This window comes from Enterobacter sp. CFEC122, from assembly GCF_052983755.1.
The window spans coordinates 1-22,732 of sequence record NZ_JBRIQR010000047.1; the positions used below are offsets into that span (position 1 = coordinate 1).

The 22,732-nt window shown below is 53.0% G+C and carries 27 protein-coding genes; 26 read left to right on the plus strand and 1 reads right to left on the minus strand.

Annotation, left to right across the window (positions count from 1 at the left end; all coding sequences use genetic code 11):
• Positions 1–224 precede the first annotated feature (224 nt).
• The 26 genes from ACVCAM_RS22785 (at position 225) to ACVCAM_RS22910 (ending at position 22,377) form a co-directional block, all read left to right on the plus strand.
• A complete protein-coding gene (locus ACVCAM_RS22785; protein WP_447093673.1) occupies positions 225–1,682 on the plus strand; it encodes a glycosyltransferase family 2 protein in 1,458 nt (485 codons plus the stop codon).
• Positions 1,683–1,725: 43 nt separating this feature from the next.
• Positions 1,726–2,244 (plus strand): HNH endonuclease, encoded by a 519-nt coding sequence (locus ACVCAM_RS22790; RefSeq protein ID WP_079967913.1) that lies wholly within the window; start codon positions 1,726–1,728, stop codon positions 2,242–2,244.
• Entirely contained in the window at positions 2,225–2,815 is a 591-nt protein-coding gene (locus ACVCAM_RS22795; protein ID WP_447093674.1) for a hypothetical protein, read from the plus strand. The genes ACVCAM_RS22790 and ACVCAM_RS22795 overlap by 20 nt, the downstream gene beginning before the upstream one ends.
• Positions 2,815–3,165: an HNH endonuclease gene (locus tag ACVCAM_RS22800; protein ID WP_032619870.1), complete on the plus strand. Its 351-nt coding sequence runs from the start codon at positions 2,815–2,817 to the stop codon at positions 3,163–3,165. The genes ACVCAM_RS22795 and ACVCAM_RS22800 overlap by 1 nt, the downstream gene beginning before the upstream one ends.
• Before the next feature lie 157 nt (positions 3,166–3,322).
• Positions 3,323–3,820, plus strand: a complete 498-nt coding sequence (locus ACVCAM_RS22805; protein WP_045326830.1) for a phage terminase small subunit P27 family — start codon at positions 3,323–3,325, stop codon at positions 3,818–3,820.
• Positions 3,820–5,556 (plus strand): terminase large subunit, encoded by a 1,737-nt coding sequence (locus ACVCAM_RS22810; RefSeq protein ID WP_196367894.1) that lies wholly within the window; start codon positions 3,820–3,822, stop codon positions 5,554–5,556. Before ACVCAM_RS22805 ends, ACVCAM_RS22810 begins: the two co-directional genes overlap by 1 nt.
• Positions 5,556–6,860, plus strand: coding sequence for a phage portal protein (locus tag ACVCAM_RS22815; RefSeq protein ID WP_420969887.1), 1,305 nt, complete (start codon positions 5,556–5,558; stop codon positions 6,858–6,860). Before ACVCAM_RS22810 ends, ACVCAM_RS22815 begins: the two co-directional genes overlap by 1 nt.
• A gap of 13 nt (positions 6,861–6,873) precedes the next feature.
• Positions 6,874–7,722: a head maturation protease, ClpP-related gene (locus ACVCAM_RS22820; protein WP_046091694.1), complete on the plus strand. Its 849-nt coding sequence runs from the start codon at positions 6,874–6,876 to the stop codon at positions 7,720–7,722.
• A 9-nt stretch (positions 7,723–7,731) separates the two neighbouring features.
• Positions 7,732–8,943, plus strand: coding sequence for a phage major capsid protein (locus tag ACVCAM_RS22825; RefSeq protein WP_046091695.1), 1,212 nt, complete (start codon positions 7,732–7,734; stop codon positions 8,941–8,943).
• A 43-nt stretch (positions 8,944–8,986) separates the two neighbouring features.
• On the plus strand, positions 8,987–9,313 hold the full coding sequence (locus ACVCAM_RS22830) for a head-tail connector protein (RefSeq protein WP_420969883.1): 327 nt from the start codon (positions 8,987–8,989) through the stop codon (positions 9,311–9,313).
• A 9-nt stretch (positions 9,314–9,322) separates the two neighbouring features.
• On the plus strand, positions 9,323–9,661 hold the full coding sequence (locus ACVCAM_RS22835) for a phage head closure protein (RefSeq protein ID WP_046091697.1): 339 nt from the start codon (positions 9,323–9,325) through the stop codon (positions 9,659–9,661).
• Complete coding sequence (locus ACVCAM_RS22840) at positions 9,658–10,107, plus strand: HK97-gp10 family putative phage morphogenesis protein (RefSeq protein ID WP_447093675.1); 450 nt, start codon at positions 9,658–9,660, stop codon at positions 10,105–10,107. The genes ACVCAM_RS22835 and ACVCAM_RS22840 overlap by 4 nt, the downstream gene beginning before the upstream one ends.
• Entirely contained in the window at positions 10,104–10,451 is a 348-nt protein-coding gene (gene gp17 / locus ACVCAM_RS22845; protein ID WP_046091698.1) for a tail completion protein gp17, read from the plus strand. The genes ACVCAM_RS22840 and gp17 overlap by 4 nt, the downstream gene beginning before the upstream one ends.
• 52 nt (positions 10,452–10,503) lie before the next feature.
• Positions 10,504–10,974 carry a phage tail tube protein gene (locus ACVCAM_RS22850; protein ID WP_045261727.1) on the plus strand — a complete coding sequence of 157 codons (471 nt, stop codon included), beginning with the start codon at positions 10,504–10,506 and terminating at the stop codon, positions 10,972–10,974.
• A gap of 54 nt (positions 10,975–11,028) precedes the next feature.
• Positions 11,029–11,430: a phage tail assembly chaperone gene (locus tag ACVCAM_RS22855; RefSeq protein ID WP_045261726.1), complete on the plus strand. Its 402-nt coding sequence runs from the start codon at positions 11,029–11,031 to the stop codon at positions 11,428–11,430.
• A 23-nt stretch (positions 11,431–11,453) separates the two neighbouring features.
• The gene (locus ACVCAM_RS22860; protein WP_045261725.1) at positions 11,454–11,717 is read left to right on the plus strand and encodes a phage tail assembly protein T; all 264 of its coding nucleotides are present in this window, start codon (positions 11,454–11,456) and stop codon (positions 11,715–11,717) included.
• Positions 11,718–11,752: 35 nt separating this feature from the next.
• Positions 11,753–15,034 carry a phage tail tape measure protein gene (locus tag ACVCAM_RS22865; protein WP_447093676.1) on the plus strand — a complete coding sequence of 1,094 codons (3,282 nt, stop codon included), beginning with the start codon at positions 11,753–11,755 and terminating at the stop codon, positions 15,032–15,034.
• Positions 15,035–15,036: 2 nt separating this feature from the next.
• The gene (locus ACVCAM_RS22870; RefSeq protein ID WP_000963855.1) at positions 15,037–15,375 is read left to right on the plus strand and encodes a phage tail protein; all 339 of its coding nucleotides are present in this window, start codon (positions 15,037–15,039) and stop codon (positions 15,373–15,375) included.
• Positions 15,372–16,130 (plus strand): phage minor tail protein L, encoded by a 759-nt coding sequence (locus ACVCAM_RS22875; RefSeq protein WP_447093677.1) that lies wholly within the window; start codon positions 15,372–15,374, stop codon positions 16,128–16,130. Before ACVCAM_RS22870 ends, ACVCAM_RS22875 begins: the two co-directional genes overlap by 4 nt.
• A 1-nt stretch (position 16,131) precedes the next feature.
• Entirely contained in the window at positions 16,132–16,842 is a 711-nt protein-coding gene (locus tag ACVCAM_RS22880) for a C40 family peptidase (protein ID WP_447093678.1), read from the plus strand.
• A 31-nt stretch (positions 16,843–16,873) separates the two neighbouring features.
• Positions 16,874–17,221: a hypothetical protein gene (locus ACVCAM_RS22885; RefSeq protein ID WP_447093679.1), complete on the plus strand. Its 348-nt coding sequence runs from the start codon at positions 16,874–16,876 to the stop codon at positions 17,219–17,221.
• 6 nt (positions 17,222–17,227) lie between these two features.
• Positions 17,228–17,563 carry a hypothetical protein gene (locus ACVCAM_RS22890; RefSeq protein ID WP_045261719.1) on the plus strand — a complete coding sequence of 112 codons (336 nt, stop codon included), beginning with the start codon at positions 17,228–17,230 and terminating at the stop codon, positions 17,561–17,563.
• Between the two features lie 56 nt (positions 17,564–17,619).
• On the plus strand, positions 17,620–18,219 hold the full coding sequence (locus tag ACVCAM_RS22895) for a tail assembly protein (RefSeq protein WP_045261718.1): 600 nt from the start codon (positions 17,620–17,622) through the stop codon (positions 18,217–18,219).
• Positions 18,220–18,272: 53 nt separating this feature from the next.
• A complete protein-coding gene (locus tag ACVCAM_RS22900) occupies positions 18,273–21,443 on the plus strand; it encodes a host specificity protein J (RefSeq protein ID WP_447093680.1) in 3,171 nt (1,056 codons plus the stop codon).
• Positions 21,437–21,739, plus strand: a complete 303-nt coding sequence (locus ACVCAM_RS22905; RefSeq protein WP_071283790.1) for a hypothetical protein — start codon at positions 21,437–21,439, stop codon at positions 21,737–21,739. Before ACVCAM_RS22900 ends, ACVCAM_RS22905 begins: the two co-directional genes overlap by 7 nt.
• Complete coding sequence (locus tag ACVCAM_RS22910; RefSeq protein ID WP_252055240.1) at positions 21,736–22,377, plus strand: hypothetical protein; 642 nt, start codon at positions 21,736–21,738, stop codon at positions 22,375–22,377. Before ACVCAM_RS22905 ends, ACVCAM_RS22910 begins: the two co-directional genes overlap by 4 nt.
• Here the strand turns inward: ACVCAM_RS22910 and ACVCAM_RS22915 are convergent.
• On the minus strand, positions 22,342–22,710 hold the full coding sequence (locus ACVCAM_RS22915) for a hypothetical protein (protein ID WP_079967895.1): 369 nt from the start codon (positions 22,708–22,710) through the stop codon (positions 22,342–22,344). The genes ACVCAM_RS22910 and ACVCAM_RS22915 overlap by 36 nt on opposite strands.
• Between the last annotated feature and the right edge of the window lie 22 nt (positions 22,711–22,732).

Consider the following 22,732-nt stretch of genomic DNA (forward strand, 5'->3'; position numbering starts at 1 on the left):
CCGACGTTACTAACTGAGTGTTGTATCTAATCGTGGGGGCAGGTCAGCTTTCTCTGTCATAAATCTCGCCCTCTCAGAAGAGTGTGTTTTTTAACTATTTGATAATCCTAATGATTATATGGTTTATCTAAATGCATTTTTGCACTGGTTGAGCAAACGACATAATACATTCAAGTAATCTTACTCTCTTTATCAACTAAATAAGAATAACTAATGGAGAAATTATGCAGGTCACTATTGATGGTGTCCCGTATTTGCCTGCCTGTGCTTCAGCGTCACGGATTGGCATTGCGATAACGACACACCAGCGCGCTGACGTTCTGAAACGAGCGCTTGAACAGCACTTGATACATCTGCCAGCCGGCGCGCTGGTGGTGGTAGTCGATGATGGTTCAAAACCTGCAGCGGTAGTTCCCCACGGCGTGCAGCTGCTTCGCCATGAAACATCACTCGGCATTGTTGCTTCGAAGAACGCCAGCCTGTCAGCCCTGATGGATGCCGGGTGTGAGCATCTGTTTTTATGGGATGATGACGCCTGGCCTATCGCTGATAACTGGCACCTCCCTTACATCCAATCACCAGAGCCGCACTTAGCTTACCAGTTTCTCGATCTGGCTGGCCGCAATAAGCTGAATGACCTTTCGGTGCTTTACCATGACGATCAGCATGTGGCGTATACCGGGCAGCGCGGCGTGATGCTGTATTACCACCGCAGCGCCATCGAGAAGGTGGGCGGATTCGATCCGGTTTATGGTCGCGGCATGTACGAGCACAGCGACCTCGCCCTGCGGATTCATAACGCAGGCCTCACGACGTGGGCTTACGCTGATGTCGTCGGTTCAGAAAAGCTGATTAATTCTCTTGATGAGCATGAGGCTGTAGAGCGTTCGGTACCGAAACCAGACCGGCAGGCGCTCGTGGAACGTAACGTTAAAATCCACAACGAACGGCGTGATGCAGGGTTTACCGGATACGTAGAGTATCGGGAGCAGCGCGACGTGGTTATTACTACTCTGCTGACCAGCCAGCCAGACCCGCAGCGCGGCACGAAAATGGCGGCCGCACCTGACATGCTGTCCAGGTGGGCTGCCTCGCTTCGGAATTGTGGTCGTGTTGCTCTGGTGGATGAGTTGCAGACGGCACCGGCAGACGTTGAGTTGTATCGCGTTCCTGACGTGAAGATGAACGTCTATTTCCGGCGCTGGCTTCACATCTGGCAGCATCTACGCGATCACCCTGAATACCGGTTCGTCTGGTGTACCGATGGTACCGATGTCGAAATGCTTCACGCGCCGTGGGAAGAAATGGAACTCGGGAAGGTGTATGTCTGTTCTGAACCGAAGACATACGCCGACACCTGGGCGAAACAGAATCATCCTGAGCGTATCTATCAGGAATTCATTGAAGCGCACCGCAACGATGTGATGCTTAATGCTGGCCTGCTGGGTGGCACTCGCGCTGATGTGATGGCGTTCGCTCACGGCATCATCCGACTTTATTACCGGATAGAAAGTTATCGTTTCTGGAAGAAAGAACAGGCTGGCGCTGCGGTGGGGGATATGATCGCTTTCGGCATTGTTGCTAAATCGTTTGGCGATCGAATTGTCACCGGCCCGCGCATCCACACAGTGTTTAAGACTGATGGCCTAGGGAAAGAAGTAGCTTTCTGGCGCCATAAGTAACCTCTATTGAATTTCTTTATTCCTTTTCGTGGAAGGGTTTTCTATGCCTAAAAAAAGACCCATTGAGGAAAGATTCTGGGAAAAGGTTGATAAGCGTGGTGACGATGAGTGCTGGATTTGGCTCGGCGCAACCATTCAACCTGGTGGCGGAAGACATATCAAACCTCAGATATACGGGAAAATAGCGGGGCCGAGAACGCCAGCAGGTCGTGTTTTTTGGTCTTCTCATCGGCTTTCATGGTTTCTGAAGCATGGTGATATTCCGCCTGGCATGCTCGTGGACCATAAGTGTCATAACACTCTATGCGTTAATCCTTCCCACCTCAGACTCGTAACTCCAAAGCAAAATAGCGAAAACCGAGAGGGACCCGCTATCACACGGAATTCATCTGGGAAGCGCGGGGTAAGATGGAATCCTCAGGTTGGCAAATGGCATGCGTACTACAGCCACAACAGAAAGGCGCACTGCGTAGGCTTCTTCGATAATCTTGAGGAGGCTGCTGAAGCCGCACGACGAGCCCGTAATAAGGTGTTTACCCATAATGATGCTGACAGATATTAAGTTCTGCGTTGTTGGCCATCACTTTCGCATAGGTCATGCGCAACGCCTTGCCGCGCTGCTGGATGCTCATCTGCTTATTGATGACGGTAACCACGGCGCGAACTGGAATCACCGACGCGCTATCGAATGGGCTGATGAGCAACCTTGCCGGGTAGTGGTGTTGGAAGACGACGCGCTGCCAGTTGAGGGATTCACCGATAAGGTAACGGACTGGGTATCGCGCTTTCCTGACGACATGCTTAGTTTTTATCTGGGCACCGGGCGGCCACCGCAATACCAAATGCAGATAGCTGAACGCCTGATTAATGCGGATAAGGTGCGGTCTGACTTCATTATGCTGCAACGCCTGATACATGGCGTGTGCTACAGCATACCGCCTCAAAGCATCAGCCGTGTGCTGTCTCAATGGGACAGCAGCAAGCCTGCCGATTATGCCGTTGGTGATGCCTATGGCGGCGCTGTGGTTTATCCCTGTTACTCGCTGGTGGACCATGCCGATGGTGAGCCTGTTGAGCGTCACCCTGACTCAGCGCCACGCACAGAACGGCGCCGGGCATGGAGGTTAGCCTGATGCCTGCATTAATACCGAGGGCATGCCGCAAGCGTGGCTGTCCTGGCACAACCACAGACCGCTCAGGCTATTGTCCCAAGCACCTTAATGAAGGCTGGCAGCAGCATCAGCGAGGGCAGAGCAGGCATCAGCGAGGTTATGGCAGCAAGTGGGACAGGCTGCGCCCAATCGTTCTCGACAGAGATAAACACCTTTGTCAGGAATGCCTGCGAAATGGAAGGTATACACCCGCTGAGACGGTGGACCACATCACCGCCAAGGCAAATGGGGGGACCGATGACCTGTCCAACCTCGAAAGCCTCTGCAAGCCTTGCCACAGGGCGAAGACAGCGGTCGAAAGACTCAAATGACATCAATTCTCATTTGAATCGACCGAGGGGGAGGGCGGGTTGAAAGTTCAGGAACGACGCGCCAAAGGACCGCCGCCTAACCTCTTTTCACATCGCCGCAGGTTAGAAAACTTTTTTATGGGGTCCCCCATTCGATGATTAATAGGAGTTTTCGATTATGTCTGGACCACCGAAAACCCCGACCCATCTACGTTTGGTGAGGGGTAACCCATCAAAACGCCCGATTAATGAAAACGAACCTAAGCCCGCTGCAGGGGTACCCCCAACGCCGAAGCATTTCGACAAGCAGGGGAAATACTGGTTCAGGCGTATGGCTGAAGAGCTCGATGCGCTTGGCGTCATGTCGCAGTTGGACGCGAGAGCGCTTGAACTTCTGGTTGAGGTTTACACCGAGTACCGGCATCACTGCGATACGCTGGAGAGAGAAGGCTATACCTACGCCGTTTATAGCGACGAAGAGCCAGACGAAGGCAAAGAGCGAGAGATTCGCATGATCAAGGCTCATCCGGCGGCCATCATGAAAGCTGATGCCTGGAAACGTCTGCGCGCCATGCTCGGTGAGTTCGGCATGACGCCAGCCAGCCGCTCTAAAGTGAATGCAAAAGGTCCTGATGCGGTTGATCCGCTGGCCGAGTTTATGAAAGCGAGGGATTAATGGCGAAGGTTGCAGAAGGCATCCGCTACGCCGAGAGGGTGGTGGCGGGGGAAATTATTGCCTGTGAGTATGTGCGCCTTGCCTGTCAGCGTTTTCTTGACGATCTGGCACACGGCGAAGAGCGCGGTATTTTCTTCAGTGAGCCGCGCGCGCAGCACATTCTGAATTTCTATAATTTTGTACCTCACGTGAAAGGCGCCCTGGCAGGCCAGCCTATTGAGCTGATGGACTGGCATGTTTTCATCCTGATTAATATTTTTGGTTTTGTTATCCCGCTGGTTAACGAAGAGACGGGGGAAACCGTCCTGCGTAACGACGGCAGCGGTCGGCCGGTGATGGTTCGGCGTTTCCGTACAGCAGATGTTGAGGTGGCCCGTAAAAATGCCAAATCAACACTTTGCTCCGGCGTGGGGCTTTATATGGCTGGCGCAGACGGCGAGGGCGGGGCGGAGGTGTATTCCGCTGCAACCACCCGTGACCAGGCACGAATTGTTTTTGAAGACGCAAAAAATATGGTCAAGAAGGCGAAAGCCACTCTTGGGCGGATCTTCGAATTCAACAAGCTCGCTATCTACCAGGAGCAAACCGCCTCCAAATTCGAGCCTTTATCATCAGATGCGAACAACCTCGACGGCCTGAATATCCACTGCGCCATCGTCGACGAGCTGCATGCTCACAAAACCCGTGACGTCTGGGACGTTCTGGAGACGGCAACCGGCGCGCGCCTGCAATCGCTGCTTTTCGGTATCACCACCGCAGGCTTCAACAAAGAAGGTATCTGTTACGAACTACGCGATTACGCAATCAAGGTCCTGCGCGGCCTGGTTAAAGACGATACGTTTTTTGCCATCATCTACACCTTAGATGAAGGTGACGATCCCTTTGATGAAAAAGTCTGGCAGAAGGCGAATCCGGGGCTAGGTATCTGTAAGCGCTGGGATGATCTGCGCCGCCTGGCTAAAAAGGCGAAAGAGCAGGTTTCGGCCAGGATTAACTTTTTCACCAAACACATGAATATCTGGGTTACCGCTGAGTCTGCCTGGATGGACATGATGAAATGGGAAAAATGCGAGTTTATCGCCCCGCTGCACGAACTTAAAACCTATCCCTCCTGGGTGGGCGTTGACCTTTCAAACAAAATTGATATCTGTGCAGCCGCTAAAGTCTGGCGCGCGCCAGGTGGCCACGTTCATGCGGATTTTAAATTCTGGCTGCCGGAGGGTCGCCTTGAGAAGTGTTCACGCCAGATGGCAGAACTCTATCGTAAGTGGGCCGATATGGACAAGCTGATCCTTACCGACGGGGATGTAATCGACCATGCTCAGATTAAGGAAGAGCTGCAGTTGTGGGTTGCTGGCGAGAGTCTGAAAGAAATTGGCTTCGATCCCTGGAGTGCGACGCAGTTCAGCCTTGCGCTGGCAGAAGAAGGGCTGCCGCTGGTGGAAGTACCGCAGACGGTTCGCAATTTCTCTGAGGCGATGAAAGAGGTCGAAGCACTGGTATACGGTGGCCGCTTCCATCACAGCGATCACCCGGTAATGAACTGGATGATGTCCAACGTAACCGTCAAACCTGACCGGAACGAGAATATTTTCCCGAACAAGTCCACACCAGAGGCCAAGATTGATGGCCCGGCGGCATTGTTCACAGCAATGAGCCGCGTTCTGGTTAACGGTGGTAACGACCAGCAGGATCTCTCCGGATTCTTCAATAATCCCATCATGGTAGGTTTCTGATGAAAAAAAACAAACAGCCAGGCAGGGTGAAAAGCGCTCTGCTTAACTGGCTCGGTGTGCCTATCAGCCTGACTACCGGCACGTTCTGGGAGGAATGGTTTGGCACCAGCAGCAGCGGAAAGGTAGTCACGGCCGATAAAGCCATCCAGCTGTCGGCTGTGTGGGCATGCGTAAGACTGTTAAGCGAGTCTATTTCAACCCTTCCGCTGAAAATATACGTTCGACAGCCTGACGGTTCGCGTAAAGCGGCAACTGATCATCCGGCCTATTCGATACTCTGCCGCCGACCCAATTCAGAAATGACACCATCACGCTTTATGTTGATGGTGGTCGCCAGTATTTGCCTGCGCGGGAACGCCTTCATTGAGAAGAAATTCATCGCAAACCGCCTGGTTTCGCTGGTGCCTTTACTGCCGCAGAACATGGTGGTTAAACGTCTCACTACCGGGGCGCTGGAATACAAATACACTGAAAACGGAAACGAACGCGTCATTTCGGTCAAAAACATTATGCACATTCGCGGGTTCGGTCTGGACGGTGTTTGCGGCATGATGCCGATGAAGACTGGCCGGGATGTGATCGGTTCAGCAATGGCCGTTGAAGAGTCCGCGGCGAAGATATTCGAGCAGGGTCTGCAGAGCTCAGGTTTTCTCTCCGCTGATAATGCGCTGACAGACGACCAACGTGAAAGACTTCGTGGCTATATGGCATCATTCACCGGCTCCAAAAACGCCGGAAAAATTATGGTTCTTGAAGGCGGCCTGAAATATCAGGGCGTGACCATGAACCCGGAAGATGCTCAGATGCTCGAAAGCCGCGCATTTAGCATTGAGGAGATCTGCCGCTGGTTTCGCGTTCCGCCTTTCATGGTTGGTCACACCACGAAACAAAGCAGCTGGGCATCCAGCCTGGAAGGTATGAACCTGCAGTTTCTGACTCATACCCTTCGACCGCTGCTGGTGAATATTGAGCAGGAAATTGGCCGGTGCTTACTCGACAGCGATGATGAAGTGTTTGCAGAATTCTCTGTTGAAGGTCTACTGCGAGCCGATAGTGCTGGTCGCGCGGCATACTATACCAGCGCGCTTCAGAATGGCTGGATGTCCCGTAATGACGTTCGTCGTCTTGAGAACATGCCGCCAATTGAAGGGGGCGATATTTACACCGTTCAGCTCAACCTGACGCAACTGAAAAATCTCGAAAGCAGCAACCCTGCTGTTCAGGCACTGGCCCTGCGAGAGCTGCATAACCACGTATTCCCCGATATTTCCTTTGAACAATCTCCGCTGAAACAGGCCGCTTAGGAGCCCTTTCCTGATGAGCAAAAAACAACTTCCGGTAGCACCGGCGGGTCGCCCCTGCGCGCGCGTTACCTGTGAAACATTACCGTCCGCACTGGACCGCTGGGACGGCGGGATCAAAGCGGCGGCCACCGACGATAACAGCATTTCTGTTTTTGATGTTATCGGGCAGGACTACTGGGGCGAAGGGGTAACAGCTAAACGTATTGCCGGTGCGCTTCGGGCGATGAACGGCGCCGACGTCACGGTGAATATCAACTCACCGGGCGGAGACATGTTCGAAGGTCTGGCTATTTATAACCTGCTCCGCGAATACGAAGGCCGTGTAACGGTGAAGGTGCTGGGCATTGCCGCCAGCGCCGCCTCGATAATTGCGATGGCCGGGGATGATATTCAGATTGGCCGCGGTGCTTTCCTGATGATCCACAACTGCTGGGTATACGCGATGGGAAACCGCCATGATTTTGCAGAACTGGCACAGTCACTGGAACCCTTCGATACCGCTATGGCTGACATCTACGCGGCGCGCTCCGGCCTTGATATGGCCGCTGTGCAGAAGCTGATGGACGCGGAAAGCTATATCGGTGGCAGTGATGCAGTAGCGAAGGGACTGGCAGACAGCTTGCTTTCTGCTGATGCGGTCAGCGACGGCAACGAATCGCCTGCAGCCGCGCTTCGAAAACTTGATGCATTGCTGGCCAAGACCAACACCCCGCGCTCTGAGCGCAGAAAACTCATTAAAGCCTTATCCGGTGGCATGCCTGGCGCTGTCACCACCAACGACGGTACGCCGGGCGCTGCCGAAGACATCAAACCTGAAACCATCAATTCACTTGAAAGCGCCCTGGCGGCGTTAGTCAAATAAGGACCCTTTATGTCTGAAGTAAACGATATTCTGAAAAAAGTCACGGCCAGCATTGAAGAGGCTACCGGCAAGTTCAACGCGAAAGCAGAAGAAGCAGTGAAGGAGGCGCAGAAGTCCGGCAAGCTGTCAGAAGAAACAAAGGCAGCCGTCGATAAAATGGCTTCTGAGTTCAACGCACTGCGTGAGGCAGAAAAAACGCTGAAGGCAGCTATGGGCGAACTGGAGCAACATGTTGCCCAGATGCCGCTGGCAAACGCGAAGCATGTTGTGGAGTCAATCGGTCAGCAGGTGATCTCTGCTGAAGCGCTGAAAACCTTTGCCTCCGGGGTGGAAGGTGGCAAACGTATCAGTATCCCGGTTAAGGCGGCACTGACTTCTGCTGATGTGCCTGATGGCGTTATCGAACCGCAGCGAATTCCGGGCATCGATACGGCACCGAAGCAGCGCCTGTTCATCCGCGATCTGATTGCGCCTGGTCGCACTTCCTCCCCTGCTATTTTCTGGGTGCAACAGACTGGCTTTACCAACAACGCGAAAGTGGTTCCTGAAAATACACAGAAACCATACAGCGAAATTGAGTTTACGCCGAAAATCACTGGCGTAAGCACCATCGCTCACCTGTTCAAAGCCTCAAAGCAGATCCTGGATGACTTCGCACAGCTGCAGTCAACCGTTGATGCAGAAATGCGCTACGGACTGAAGTACGCGGAAGAGCAGGAAATTCTCTTCGGTGATGGTACCGGCGTGCATCTGCACGGCATTGTTCCTCAGGCGTCGGCATTTAACCCGGCGTTTACTGTAGAACAGCAGAGCGGTATTGACGATCTGCGTCTGGCAATGCTGCAGGCGCAACTGGCGCGCTTCCCGGCATCCGGCCACGTTCTTCACTTCATTGACTGGGCGCGGATCGAACTGACCAAAGACAGCCTGGGCCGATACATTCTGGCTAACCCTGCGGCGCTGACTGGACCGACGCTTTGGGGCCTGCCGGTTGTAGCCACGGAAGCGGCGGCCTTCCAGGGTAAATTCCTGACTGGTGCTTTCAACGCTGGGGCGCAAATCTTCGACCGCGAAGATGCGAACGTGGTTATCTCCACGGAGAACGCCGACGACTTCGAGAAAAACATGATCACCATCCGTTGCGAAGAACGTCTGGCGCTGGCTGTGAAACGCCCTGAAGCGTTCGTGTACGGTTCATTCAGCACCGGCTCGGGGAGCTGATAAATATTGCGGCCTTCGGGCCGCTTTTTTTTGGGGCAAACAGATGCTTGATCAGAATGTGGTGAAACAGCATTGCCGCATTGATACCGACTTTACGGGTGATGATGCTCTGCTGGAGATATACACAGGTGCGGCGGCGCGTTACGTCCAGACATGGACAAGGCGAACGCTCTATGAAAATCAAAGCTCTCCTGGCTACGCAGATGACCCGGATCCGATTCTACTGAATGATGATGTTAAGGCGGCAATGCTACTGTTGATTGGTCACTGGTATGCAAACCGAGAGGCTGTGAACATCGGAAATATTACATCAGCGGTGCCTTTAGCCGTAGAAGCTCTACTGCAGCCATACCGAATTTACGGGGTTTAGGAGGACTTTATGCAGGCCGGAAGACTGAGAGACAGGGTGGTGGTTCAGAACATCACAACATCCAGAGATCCTTCTGGCCAGCCTGTTGAAACATGGCATGACGGCGCAGAAACCTGGGCAGAAGTAAAGGGCATTAGTGGGCGCGAGTTGGTAGCCGCTGGTGCTGAAACCGCAGTCGCCACTATCAGGGTATGGACACGATTTCGTAGCGATATAACTGCTGCGTCCAGACTCAGGGTTATGACTGGCGCGTTCAAGGGGGCCATTTTGAATATCATTGGTCCGCCAATCCCTGACTCTCGCGGTGTTCAGCTCGAAATTCTTTGCAAACAGGGTACCGAAAAATGATTGATACGAGGCTCAATTTTTCCGGGCTGAATGACATCGCAAAGGATCTGGAGGCGCTTAGCCGCGCTGAAAACAACAAGGTTCTGCGTGATGCCACGCGCGCCGGCGCCGAAGTGCTTAAGGAAGAAGTGATCGCCCGCGCTCCGGTGCGTACCGGGAAACTGAAAAAAAACGTGGTGGTGGTGACTCAAAAAAGCCGTCGCCGCGGGGAAATTTCTTCCGGCGTCCATATTCGTGGCGTTAACCCGCGCACCGGCAACAGCGATAACACGATGAAGGCGAAGAACCCGAGAAACGCCTTTTACTGGCGATTCGTTGAAATGGGAACCGTTAACATGCCACCGCACCCTTTCATTCGTCCCGCGTTCGATGTTCGCCAGGAGCAGGCGACGGAGGTTGCGATCAGGCGCATGAACCAGGCCATTGACGAGGCATTAAGCAAATGACGGAAGACGAACTCTATCCTCTGCTGGCGCCGCTGGCCGGAGGGCAGGTTTATCCCTATGTTGCGCCGCTCGGCAGTGACGGGAAGCCTTCAGTCTCTCCGCCCTGGGTAATTTTCTCGATTATTACCGACGTGGCCGCAGACGTTCTTTGCGGTCAGGCTGAATCTGCCGTTTCTGTGCAGGTTGATGTCTATTCCAGCACCATCGCTGAAGCGCGCACGATCAGGAATATGGCGCTTGATGCTCTGCAGGTGCTGAAGCCGGAAAGCATTGTGAAAACGCCGGGCTATGAGCCTGATTTGCGATATCACCGGGCAACGCTCGAATTTCAGGTAACCGTTTAACCTTACCCACCATAACAGACCGCCCCGGCGGTCTTTTTTATCTGGAGAAACCATGACCAGTAAGTATGAAGTAACAAAGGGGATGACCTTTGCCGTCTCCGACGCACCGGTAACCGCTGAGGATTTTAACGCCTCAGGTTTCCCGGGGGCTGGCATTACCTGGCTCGAAGCGGCCTGTGCAACAAAGGAGATCACCTTCACCGGCGGGCAGAAAGGGGATATCGACGTAACCACGCTTTGCTCAACTGAACAGGAGCAAACCAACGGCCTCGCCGCGCCTGCTGAAATGAGCATTACCCGTAACTGGGTTGGCGATGAAGCAGCACAGGAGGCACTGCAGACCGCTTACGAAAATGACGAACTGCGCGCGCTGCGCGTGGTATTCCCGTCTGGCAACGGTTTCTACGTGCTGGTGGAGGTACGCCAGAGCTCATGGTCTGCTGCAACCTCTTCCGTTGTTGGCGCTACCTATTCTCTGCGTGTACGCGGCAAACCTAAACGCATCCACGCGTCTGGTTCTTGAGCGGCTTCGGCCGCTTTTTTTATCCCTTCGACCATGTAACAAGAGAAAAATGAAATGGCGCAAAAAACATCACAGAATTCATTACGCAACGTGGCGCTTACAGCATCGAAAGCCTATCGCACCAAAGAAGGTATCACGGTCCCTGAATGGGATGGAGCAAAGGTAACGCTGCGTGAACCTTCTGGCGATGCCTGGGTGAAATTCAGGGAGATCGTTAATCCCCAGCTCGCCGATGGCGAAGAGGCACCGACGCTGACGGAGGCTGAAAAGTTTCTGCGTAACAAAGAGGCTGATGTGGTTCTGTTTATTGACGTTCTGCTGGATGAAAACGGCGAGCGCGTATTCAGCGATGAGGATCAAGAGCAGGTATCTAAAATTTATGGTCCTGTGCACTCCCGCCTGCTGGCTCAGGCCCTCAACCTCGGAATGAGCCAGGAAGAAGCGGGAAAGCCGTAAAGCAGCCGCTGACCTTTTTCCTGATGTCATTGGCGCTCCGGATGGGGCGCACTCTTCACGAACTGCGCCAGACCATGACCGCCAGCGAGCTCAAAATGTGGATCGAGTTCGACCGCATCAGTCCAATTGGTGACTGGCGCGCCGATGCACAGGCGGCGCAGATCTCCGTTGCAATGCTGAACTCTCAGGGTGGGAAATTCACCATTCCTGACGTGATGCTGAAGTGGGGAGAGCAGGAAGAGGTCGCAGAAGTCTCAGAACTCGAAAATTGGATATCCGGTCTTTGACGCCCGCGGCTGCGGGCTTTTTTTATGGGTGAAATATGGCAACGCTGCGCGAGCTAATCATCAAAATTTCGGCGAACTCATCTTCTTTCCAGTCAGAGATCGCCAGAGCGTCCCGCATGGGAACGGATTACTACCGCACTATGGAACAGGGCGGGAAAAAAGCTGCAGCGGCCACGCGTGAAACTCAGCGGTCTTTGGCTGACCTGAACTCTCAGCTAGCAACAGTACGATCCTCTGCTGCCGGGCTTGCCGGTGCGTGGGCTGGTGCATTTGCCACGCATCAGCTGATTCAGTTTGCCGACACATGGAACCAGTTGAATGGGCGTCTTCGCCTTGCGTCCTCTTCCAGTGAGGATTACGTGCAATCCCAGCGCGTGCTGATGGAGATTAGCCAGCGCACCGGAACATCCCTCGAGGCAAACAGCAACCTGTACAGCAGAATTGCGCAGTCCCTGCGTGATGCCGGTTACGCTTCTGCTGACGTCGCAAAAGTTACAGAAACCGTAGCAACCTCACTGAAGCTGTCTGGCGCCAGTACCGAAGAGGCGAGCTCTGTTATCACCCAGCTTAGCCAGGCGCTTGGCTCAGGCGTTTTGCGAGGCGAAGAATTTAACTCCATCATGGAGAACGGCGGCCGCCTGGCGAAACTGCTGGCTGATGGGCTGGGTACCACTGTTGGTGGCCTGCGAAATATGGCCAACAACGGCGAGCTGACAACCAACAAGATCGTCCCGCTGCTGACCAACGTCGAGATCCTCCGTAAAGAATTCGACACCCTTCCTGCATCAATCAGCGGATCTGCACAGAAAGTGCAAAACGCCTTCCTTGCATGGGTTGGCGGGGCGAACGATGCGGTCGGCGCATCATCAACGCTTTCCGGCGTGCTGGATGGCCTGGCGACTAACATCGATGATGTGGCAAATACAGCCGGTATTCTGGTTGGTGTAGGCCTCGCTCGTTATTTTGGCAACATGGTCGGCAGCGTTGCTCAGTCAACGCGGGCAGTGGTCGCTAATACGGCCGCCGAGGTCGCGCTGGCGCAGGCTCAGGTTCGCGGCGCTCAGGTTAGCGTTGCTGCTGGTCGCCAGGCTGTATACCGCGCTCAACAGGCGCGCGCAGCGGCGACGAGTATTGAGGCTCAGATTGTCGCTGAGCGTAATCTTGCTGCAGCTCAGGCATCACTGAATACGGCGCTGGCTGGCAGGACCTCTGCAGCTAACAACCTCACCAATACAGCCTCGGTAATGTCACGGCTGGGTAGTGGGGTGCTGGGTATTCTCGGTGGATGGCCGGGAGTGATTATTGGTGCCGGCGCTGCGATGTATGGCCTTTATCAGCATACCCAGCAAGTGCACCGTGAGGCGGTAGGTTTTGCCAACAACCTTGACGAGATCAACACCAAGCTCCAGCAGATGTCGGTGCTTGGCCTGCGTTCGACCGCGGCTGATGCCCGTACATCTTTACAGGCGCAGAAACAGGACCTTGCCGACCTCGACTCTCAGATCGCGAAGGTGAAAGACAGCCTTAAGGCGGTTGACCAAATCCAGCAGGACTACAACCGCCATCCGACGCTGACCCTGATTAACACTTTCATGGACCAGGCCGACATCACGGCCAAAAACATCGAGCTGACCGATAAGCTGAACCAACTGGAGTACCAGCGCGAACAGGCAGCTTCAAAAGTCGAGCAAACGCAGAAGCTGGTAAACAATGCCAGCGATCTGGCTACGCAAAAGGCTATCGAACAGGCTGGCGCCGTCTCAATCCTGAAAGGTGCGTATGACCTGCTTAACCGCTCAATGTCAGCGACCGCTGGCGCCAAGCCGCCACAATATGCCGGGCCCGTCGTTTCACTGGCGAACGCAACACCGCAACAGCAAACCGCACTGGAGCGCTCGCGCCGCGATAATGAGCTGGCCAGCTTAAGCGGATTAGAGAAACTCCATCAGCAGCACGTGTATGAAGCAGAAGACCTGAAGCTGACGGGGGCACTTTACACCCAGTACATCTACAACAAGGATCAGGCAGCCAAAAAGGATGCAGCGGCTGCGGAGGCAAAAAAAACCTCTACCGCCGCCTCGAAAGCACAGAGTAAAGCCGACCGTGAAGCGGCCAGCACCGCCGAACAGTATTCCCGCAAAATGGCCGATCTCAGTGTGGCTATCGACGTGCAACGCGTCCGGGCGACGGAAGGAGAAAAAGCCTCCGAGCTTTACGCTGCATCGCACCAGGCAGGCACTAAATGGACCGATGAGCAGCGCAGGGCGATCCAGGCATCATCAGCAGAGCTGGCAAAATGGACGCAAAAAGCCGACGAGAACGTGCGAAAGCAGCGCGAACAAGCCGATGCATTGAAGGATTTAACTGAAGCGGCCCGAAAGTTCAGGGATGAGGCGACGCTGAAAACCGAAACCGCAGGCATGAGTGATCGCCAGCGCAGCCGGTTCGACGAGACGCAACAGATCGACCGTGTTTTTGCTAAAACTGACGGCGGTACCGAGGCCATAGCGCAGCGCGCAGCGGCCCTGGATGCTCTGGATAAGAAATACAAGGCTATAGCCGCAGCTGAAGCGGATTGGATGTCCGGAGTATCACGCGGCTATGCCAACTGGTTTGATGAAATCAGTGACGTATCCGGCACGGTCTCTGACGGGGTGAAAACCACACTCGACAGCGCGTTTGGTAACGTCACCTCAATGCTTGAAGGCAATAAAGTTAGCTGGAAATCGTGGGGGATTTCTGTCCTGCAGATCATCGAAAAAGTGGCGCTGCAGATGGCAGTGGTCAGTGCGATGGGTGGGGCATCTTCTGGTTCTGGCATCTTTGGCTCACTCATCGGCAGTGTAGGCAGCTTCTTCGGGGGCGGTGCGGGAGCATCAGCCAGCACCGGTACGGCGGTTTCCAGTTACGGATCGAACTTCCAGTTTAACGCCAAAGGCGGCGTTTATGACTCTCCATCTCTTAGCGCTTTCAGTAATGGGATCGTCAGAAACCCCACCATGTTCGCTTTCGCAAAAGGCGGTGCCGGAATCATGGGCGAGGCGGGGCCGGAGGCAATCATGCCGCTGACCCGCGCGCCGGATGGTTCTCTCGGCGTTCGTGCGGTCGGAGGTGGCGGAGGTCAGTCCGTATCGTCGGCGCCACAGGTTTATATCACCATCGATGGCAACGGCAACACCTCAACGCAAACCTCACCAGGGCTTGAGCAATTTGGTGCCGAGGTCGGGAAATTTGTCGATCAGCGATATAAGCAGAATGTAATGCGTGATATCCGCCCCGGCGGTGACATCTGGAACGCAATGAAAGGAACCCGATAACTATGGCCATTGAAACTTTCACCTGGTGCCCACGGATTAACGCGGAGGCTGATACAAGTTTCCGCGTCAGAAAAGCCCAGTTTGGCGATGGATATGAGCAGGTTTCAGGAGATGGATTGAACACCAGAACCCAGCAATGGACGCTCAACTTCACTGGCAACGAAACCTACATTTCTGCCATTAAATCTTTTCTCGACAGGCATGAAGGAACGAAAGCCTTTCAATGGAAGCCACCGCTCGAACCTTTGGGTTTGTATCGTTGCGAAACGTATAAACCCACCGGGCTTGGCGCGGGGAAATTCAACCTTGAAGCAACATTCATCCAGGCATTTAAACCATGAGCTTAAACGCAGATTATCAGAAGCTGGAATCCGGAAACGATGTTCGTCTGATTGAGGTGGACGGTTCTTCCTTTGGGCTAACGGACGTTCTCCGCTTTCACAATTACAGCATTCCCCACACAGAAGCGGAAATCATCGCCGCTGGTGGGGATGAGTCCAAGCTTCCGGCGAAAACAATCTGGTGGCAGGGAAATGAATATGCCGCCTGGCCATATCAACTGGAAGGTCTGGAGAAATCAACCAGCGGGAGCAATGCAACGCCATCCCTGACGGTTGCGAACATCGAAAGCTCCATTTCAGCCCTGTGTCTTGCGTATGACGATCTGCTGCAGGCGAAAGTCACTATTCACGACACAAAAGAGAAATATCTCGATGCCAGAAATTTCGCAGACGGCAACCCCACAGCAGACCCGACTCAGGAAAAGCTGCAGGTCTGGTATATCGACGGGAAAACGGGCGAGCTTGCCGGTGAAACCGTTGAATTTGTTCTGTCCAGCCCGATGGATCTGCAGGGGCAAATGATCCCGACGCGACAGCTTCATTCCCTGTGTACCTGGTGCATCCGGAATAAATATCGTACCGGCGACGGCTGCGACTATGCCGGCACCCGCTATTTCGACAAAAACAACAACTCGGTAAGCGATCCGTCGCTGGATGAATGCAACGGCACGCTGACGGCCTGCAAACTCCGATTCGGCGAAAATAACGAACTCTCGTTTGGTGGCTTCCCGGGCACGTCTTTGATCAGGAGTTGATATGCGTCAGAAAACCATCGATGCGATTATGGCGCATGCTGCAGCTGAATATCCTCATGAGTGTTGCGGCGTGGTGGCGCAGAAAAGCCGCGTTGAACGTTATTTCCCGTGCCGGAATCTTGCCGCGGCGCCGGAGGACAATTTTGTCCTTTGCCCAGAAGACTACGCAGCTGCTGAGGACTGGGGAACGGTGATCGCCATCGTTCACAGTCACCCTGACGCCACAACGCAACCGAGCGAACTGGATAAAGCGCAATGCGACGCAACGCTTTTACCCTGGCATATTGTGAGCTGGCCGGAGGGGGATTTACGCACCATCCAGCCGCGCGGAGAACTTCCGCTGCTGGAGCGTCCGTTTGTGCTTGGACACTTCGACTGCTGGGGGCTGGTAATGAGCTATTTCCGGCAAACGCATGGTATCGAGCTCCACGATTACCGGGTGGATTATCCCTGGTGGGAAAACGACTATCCGGACAACTTCTATCAGGATTTCTGGTATGAGTGCGGATTCCGTGAATTCGACGGACCACCGAAACCCGGTGATATGGTGATCATGCAGGTCCAGGCCGATAAGTGGAATCACGCGGGAATTCTACTGGAGGGAAATATGCTGCTGCACCACCTGTACGGACATCTGAGCCAGCGCGTGCCGTATGGTGGCTACTGGCAGGAAAGGACGATGAAGGTTCTACGATATAAGGACCTGTGCTAACCTTTTGTAAAACAAAAAAGGGGTTAGGGATATGAGGAAATTTCTTTCGATATTGGCGTGTAGCCTGATTATTGTTGGTTGCTCACCTTCGGAAAAGGATTTTATTGACATGGGGGAATCCTTAGTTAAAGACACCCTCAAAGATCCGGATAGCGCTAAGTTTGAATCATTTTTCCGTGATTTCGGAGAAAATAGTGGATATGTTTGCGGTTATGTGAATGCTAAAAATTCATACGGCGCATATACGGGTAAAAAACCATACTATGTACGGATTGAGGTCAAAGATGGAAAGGTCAATGATCATGGACCAGTCATCATTATTAATGACCAAGACCAAAAGAAAATTGATTCATATGAGTCAATCTGTCAAAAGGACTGATGTGCGATGAAAAAGATTATCCTCCCAATTTTTGTCTTCCTGCTGATGGGGTGTTCTGTTTCCTCACTGGAAGAACAAAAACCTATTCTATCAGAGCATTCAACAAAAACTGTTGATGAAGTTAACCGTTGCCTTGCTCCTAAATGGGTGGAACTACGATCTTCAAGCTCCAGCATACCCACTGAGTCAGGATACAAAATCACAGCATCTGACGATATATTCGGTGCTCTTTCAGTAGTGAATATCGATAAATCAGCGACAGGCGGAAGCGATATAAAGGTTTATGCCGTCGCGAAAGGTTGGAACGACCACTGGGCTACGGCCGCCAGATCATGTCTTTGAAAAAACATAAATAATCCAAGCCACCTTCGGGTGGCTTTTTTGTATGGAGAATGAAAATGCCAGAGGTCATGACCCGAATTGAACTCGGCGGTGTTTTGGGTAAAACCTACGGAAAGGTTCACCATCGATTAATACGCACAACCGCTGAGGCCATCAACTCTCTTACGAAAACTATAAATGGGCTGGAGAAATTCCTGATCACCAGCAAAGCAAGGGGCCTGACTTACGCCGTTTTCAAAGATAAGAAAAATATCGGAAAGGATGATTTTGGTTTTCCGGTAACCGGTGAGGTTATTCGAATTGTACCGGTGGTAATCGGAAGTAAAAAAGCCGGGGTATTACAGACAATTCTTGGCGCCGTGCTCGTCGTTGTTGGGGTAGCTATTGGCTATTTCTCAGGAGGCACTCTATCAGCGGTGGGGTACGGGGCTGCGAAATTCGGTGCAGCCATGATGCTGGGAGGTGTTGTCCAAATGCTATCTCCTCAACCTGCAGGTCTGGCAAGCAAACAAAGCGCAGATAACCGCGCATCCTACGCATTCGGTGGTGTAACAAACACCGCGGCGCAAGGCTATCCAGTACCGCTCCTATATGGCCGCCGGCGGATAGGCGGAGCGATTATTTCTGCCGGAATTTATGTCGAAGATCAGCAGTAGATAACTAACCTTTTTTCTGGCCACCTTCGGGTGGCTTTTTTTATGGGCGCAATATGGCTACAGATAAAGTGTTAAAGGGCCGCAAGGGCGGCAGCTCCAGTTCCCGAACCCCCACCGAACAGCCTGATGATCTGCAATCTGTGGCGAAGGCAAAAATCCTCGTTGCGCTTGGGGAAGGGGAATTTGCAGGGCAGCTAACCGGCAAAGATATCTACCTGGACGGAACGGCCCTGGAGAATGCCGACGGTTCACAAAACTTCAGCGGCGTGACATGGGAGTTTCGCGCGGGAACTCAGGCGCAAAAATATATTCAGGGTATTCCCGGTACCGAAAACGAAATCAGCGTAGGAACTGAGGTATCAAGCGCTACAGCATGGACGCGCACCTTTACCAATACGCAGCTTTCAGCAGTTCGCCTACGTCTGAAATGGCCCTCGCTTTTCAAACAGGAGGACGACGGCGATCTGGTGGGTTACTCGGTCAATTATGCGATTGACCTGCAGACGGACGGCGGCACATGGCAGACGGTACTCAATACCAGCGTGACCGGCAAAACGACGTCTGGTTATGAGCGCAGCCACCGTATTGATTTACCGCAGGCTGGCAGCACCTGGACAATCCGTCTGCGTAAGATTACCTCTGACGCCAACAGCGCGAAGATCGGCGACACGATGACGCTGCAGAGCTTCACCGAGGTGATTGACGCCAAACTGCGCTACCCGAACACCGCGCTGCTCTACATCGAATTCGATTCCAGCCAGTTCAACGGCTCTATTCCTCAAATTTCATGCGAACCGCGCGGCCGCGTTATCCGCGTTCCAGATACCTACGACCCTGAAACCCGCACTTATAGCGGTACATGGACCGGTGCTTTTAAGTGGGCATGGACGGATAACCCTGCGTGGATTTTTTACGACCTGGTTGTTTCTGACCGGTTCGGCCTCGGGCACCGTTTGACCGCTGCGAATATTGATAAATGGACGCTGTATCAGGTTGCCCAGTATTGCGATCAGATGGTACCAGACGGCAAGGGGGGCAACGGTACTGAACCACGTTATACCTGTAACGTCTATATCCAGGACCGTAACGACGCTTACACTGTGTTGCGTGATTTTGCCGCTATCTTCCGCGGCATGACCTACTGGGGCGGGGATCAGATTGTTGCCCTGGCTGACATGCCGCGCGATGTGGATTACAGCTACACACTCGCCAATATTGTTGGCAAACCGCGTTATTCGAGCAGTACCACAAAAACCCGCTACACCACAGCACTGGTGTCATGGTCAGATCCTGGCAACGCCTATGCTGACGCGATGGAGCCGGTATTTGAGCAGGCGCTGGTAGCTCGGTACGGCTTCAATCAGCTGGAAATGACAGCCATCGGCTGCACCAGACAGTCAGAAGCGAACCGAAAGGGACGCTGGGGTATTCTCACCAACAACAAGGATCGCGTTATTTCGTTTGATGTCGGGCTGGACGGAAACATTCCGCAGCCGGGCTACATCATCGCCGTGGCAGACGAGTTGCTTTCCGGAAAGGTGATGGGCGGACGCATCAGCGCCGTTAACGGTCGCGTTATCAAACTTGACCGAGTGGCAGATGCAGCAGCAGGAGATCGCCTTATTCTCAATTTACCTTCCGGAGCGTCGCAGAGCAGGACCATTCAGGCGGTTAACGGTGAAACAGTAACGGTTACTACTGCATACAGTGAGACGCCACAGGCCGAAGCTGTTTGGGTGGTTGAATCTGACGAGCTTTACGCGCAGCAGTATCGTGTTGTCAGCGTTTCTGATAACGATGATGGCACTTTCTCGATTACCGCCGCATGGCACGATCCGGATAAATATGACCGTATTGATACCGGAGCCATCATCGACCAGCGGCCGGTGAGCGTGGTCCCGCCGGGTAACCAGTCGCCGCCTGCGAACATCGTGATCAGCTCGTTTTCTGTGGTTCAGCAGAATATCAGCGTCGAGACCATGCGCGTGAGCTGGGACCAGGCACAAAATGCTATTGCCTATGAGGGGCAGTGGCGCCGCAACGACGGAAACTGGGTGAACATGCCTCGCAGCTCCACCACGTCATTTGACGTCCCTGGGATTTATGCCGGTCGCTACCTGGTGCGCGTGCGTGCAATCAATGCCGCTGAAATTTCCTCAGGATGGGGATATTCAGAAGAGAAGACGCTGACTGGCAAAGTAGGCAATCCACCTAAGCCAGTAGGATTCACTGCTACGGGTATTAACTGGGGGATTCGTCTTAACTGGGGTTTCCCGCCAAACACCGGCGATACGCTAAAAACGGAAATTCAGTACACAGCAAACAGTGACTTTTCAGATCCACTCTTGCTCTCAGACGTGCCTTATCCATCTGCGGAATACACCCAGCTCGGCCTTAAAGCAGGGCAGGAATTCTGGTACCGCGCGCAGTTGGTCGACCGAACGGGTAACGAGTCCGGGTATACCGACTGGATCAGGGGGATGTCTAACGATAACGCCGATGATTACCTGGGTGATATCGCAGACGATTTCCTAACCTCTGCCGACGGGGAGCGCCTAACCGGTGACATCGATACCAACATTGAGGGAATACTGCAGAACGCCCTGGCGAACCACGGAACTGTTGAGCACCAGTGGGCACAATACGGAGAAGTGCGTGCCGATATTCTGGTGGTTAAAACGACGATTGCTGAAGTTGATAATGCAATGGCCGAACTGTCAACGCAGGTGCAGGCGCAGATTGATGATGTTACTGCAGCACTGGAGGACAAACTTACCGCCGTCGTTGATGCCTCTGGCGCTTCGGCTATCTACACCCTCAAAACAGGCGTGAGGATAAACGGCATCATGTATAACGCCGGGATGTCGATTGCCGTTCTGGCGCAGGCAGGGCAGCCGATTGTTACCCGAGTAGGTTTCAACGCTAACCAGTTCGTGCTGATGAGTGGCAGTGGCGATACCCAGTATTCGCCGTTCGCTGTGGTTAATGGACAGGTCTTTATCAGCTCAGCGTTTATTCAGGATGGCACGATCACCAATGCCAAAATCGGTAACTTTATCCAGTCCAACAATTATGTTGCAGGATCGCAGGGATGGCGAATTGATAAAAGCGGGACGTTCGAAATTAACGGCGTAGCTGGAGGGGGAAGAATGCTGATATCCAGCACCCTTATTCAGATTTACGACAGCAACAACGTGTTGCGCGTCAGAATGGGGTTATGGTAATGCCACAAGGTTTGCAATGCTGGGATAGTGCAGGGCGTATTGCTGTAGATCTTACTGATTATGCAATCAGGTATATAGGGAGCACTTCTGTAACGTTTGCAGCCGGAGAAACGGTTAAAGACGTTTACTTTTCGGGTATAACTCAGGATGGCTCATTTATAACGATTGTAACTACGGGAGTAACTGCGAATGAATATTATTGCCGCGCTTTTAATGGCGGCTTCACTGCATTCTATTTACCGATCACAGGCAGTCCAGCATTCACTTTCACAGTTGAGGTTTATAACTTTCAATGAGCGGATTCGAAGTTTACAACAGTGCCGGAAAGTTGCTCGTTGACTCACAAAACAGGTCCACCCTTTTTTATGATCAGCGCTCGCTGGGTGCTGTTACCGATAAAGGGTTTTACCGCGTGGATAGCCCGTTTGGTGACGGAAGTACGCTGGGTTTCACACAGCAACAATTCTGGAATGACGGAACCTTGAGGTGGCTTAAACTTGATGTGAATAAGTATGGTTTGCCCGGGGCTGAGCTTCTTGAAGACAATGCAGGCAGCATGATCCGCACGACGAGAAACATCGGAATGCAGAGCGGCTACCTGGATGTTTTCGATAGTGCCGGAAACCTTATCTGGAGTGCTGCATCAGCATCGAAAATGCCAAGGGTTGTTGGCTTCTTTGACGTGCCGGCGAACTATGACCTTCAGAACAATACCTTTGTGTTAAACCTCAGCTTTACCCCGTGGATTCTGGTAAATAACTGCCCCGGAAACCTCAGTGATGATGGAGGGGTAACTGGTTACTCAGGTATTGCGCTGAAATGGACTGGCTCGCAATTGCAGGGCCGATACATCTCAAAAAATCAGCGCAGCTGGAGCCAGACACTGCAGGGGCGTGGGTTACGAATCCCCATCGCTCAGTTTGTCGGTATTTGATGCAGGCGGGACGCGTGGGTATTGAGTAGCGATCATGTCTTGCTTCACACCTTTTGCAGGTTCGAAGCGGTATACGACATCAAGCTTATCTGTTTTCTTATAGCAAATGTTACTCAGTCGCTTATTAACATGGCGGCTAAAAATACCATTACTGCTATCGGAAATAACGTTAACTTTCCTTTTTGCACAGTCGATGTTGACGTGAATATCACCACCAAGTGATAAGCGTGCAGCATCTAATGGGTAATCCATTTTGAAATTATATTCTCTTTCATGACCAGAGCAGCCAAACATAAAAAATGTAATGGCTGTGAGTAAAAGACGAGTTTTCATGTAATTCCCTTTTGTTGTTATG

Coding starts and splice junctions, on each gene's coding strand:
- ACVCAM_RS22785 (WP_447093673.1), top strand. CDS start 225: ATGCAGGTCACTATTGATGGTGTCCCGTATTTGCCTGCCTGTGCTTCA.
- ACVCAM_RS22790 (WP_079967913.1), top strand. CDS start 1,726: ATGCCTAAAAAAAGACCCATTGAGGAAAGATTCTGGGAAAAGGTTGAT.
- ACVCAM_RS22795 (WP_447093674.1), top strand. CDS start 2,225: ATGATGCTGACAGATATTAAGTTCTGCGTTGTTGGCCATCACTTTCGC.
- ACVCAM_RS22800 (WP_032619870.1), top strand. CDS start 2,815: ATGCCTGCATTAATACCGAGGGCATGCCGCAAGCGTGGCTGTCCTGGC.
- ACVCAM_RS22805 (WP_045326830.1), top strand. CDS start 3,323: ATGTCTGGACCACCGAAAACCCCGACCCATCTACGTTTGGTGAGGGGT.
- ACVCAM_RS22810 (WP_196367894.1), top strand. CDS start 3,820: ATGGCGAAGGTTGCAGAAGGCATCCGCTACGCCGAGAGGGTGGTGGCG.
- ACVCAM_RS22815 (WP_420969887.1), top strand. CDS start 5,556: ATGAAAAAAAACAAACAGCCAGGCAGGGTGAAAAGCGCTCTGCTTAAC.
- ACVCAM_RS22820 (WP_046091694.1), top strand. CDS start 6,874: ATGAGCAAAAAACAACTTCCGGTAGCACCGGCGGGTCGCCCCTGCGCG.
- ACVCAM_RS22825 (WP_046091695.1), top strand. CDS start 7,732: ATGTCTGAAGTAAACGATATTCTGAAAAAAGTCACGGCCAGCATTGAA.
- ACVCAM_RS22830 (WP_420969883.1), top strand. CDS start 8,987: ATGCTTGATCAGAATGTGGTGAAACAGCATTGCCGCATTGATACCGAC.
- ACVCAM_RS22835 (WP_046091697.1), top strand. CDS start 9,323: ATGCAGGCCGGAAGACTGAGAGACAGGGTGGTGGTTCAGAACATCACA.
- ACVCAM_RS22840 (WP_447093675.1), top strand. CDS start 9,658: ATGATTGATACGAGGCTCAATTTTTCCGGGCTGAATGACATCGCAAAG.
- gp17 (WP_046091698.1), top strand. CDS start 10,104: ATGACGGAAGACGAACTCTATCCTCTGCTGGCGCCGCTGGCCGGAGGG.
- ACVCAM_RS22850 (WP_045261727.1), top strand. CDS start 10,504: ATGACCAGTAAGTATGAAGTAACAAAGGGGATGACCTTTGCCGTCTCC.
- ACVCAM_RS22855 (WP_045261726.1), top strand. CDS start 11,029: ATGGCGCAAAAAACATCACAGAATTCATTACGCAACGTGGCGCTTACA.
- ACVCAM_RS22860 (WP_045261725.1), top strand. CDS start 11,454: ATGTCATTGGCGCTCCGGATGGGGCGCACTCTTCACGAACTGCGCCAG.
- ACVCAM_RS22865 (WP_447093676.1), top strand. CDS start 11,753: ATGGCAACGCTGCGCGAGCTAATCATCAAAATTTCGGCGAACTCATCT.
- ACVCAM_RS22870 (WP_000963855.1), top strand. CDS start 15,037: ATGGCCATTGAAACTTTCACCTGGTGCCCACGGATTAACGCGGAGGCT.
- ACVCAM_RS22875 (WP_447093677.1), top strand. CDS start 15,372: ATGAGCTTAAACGCAGATTATCAGAAGCTGGAATCCGGAAACGATGTT.
- ACVCAM_RS22880 (WP_447093678.1), top strand. CDS start 16,132: ATGCGTCAGAAAACCATCGATGCGATTATGGCGCATGCTGCAGCTGAA.
- ACVCAM_RS22885 (WP_447093679.1), top strand. CDS start 16,874: ATGAGGAAATTTCTTTCGATATTGGCGTGTAGCCTGATTATTGTTGGT.
- ACVCAM_RS22890 (WP_045261719.1), top strand. CDS start 17,228: ATGAAAAAGATTATCCTCCCAATTTTTGTCTTCCTGCTGATGGGGTGT.
- ACVCAM_RS22895 (WP_045261718.1), top strand. CDS start 17,620: ATGCCAGAGGTCATGACCCGAATTGAACTCGGCGGTGTTTTGGGTAAA.
- ACVCAM_RS22900 (WP_447093680.1), top strand. CDS start 18,273: ATGGCTACAGATAAAGTGTTAAAGGGCCGCAAGGGCGGCAGCTCCAGT.
- ACVCAM_RS22905 (WP_071283790.1), top strand. CDS start 21,437: ATGGTAATGCCACAAGGTTTGCAATGCTGGGATAGTGCAGGGCGTATT.
- ACVCAM_RS22910 (WP_252055240.1), top strand. CDS start 21,736: ATGAGCGGATTCGAAGTTTACAACAGTGCCGGAAAGTTGCTCGTTGAC.
- ACVCAM_RS22915 (WP_079967895.1), bottom strand. CDS start 22,710: ATGAAAACTCGTCTTTTACTCACAGCCATTACATTTTTTATGTTTGGC.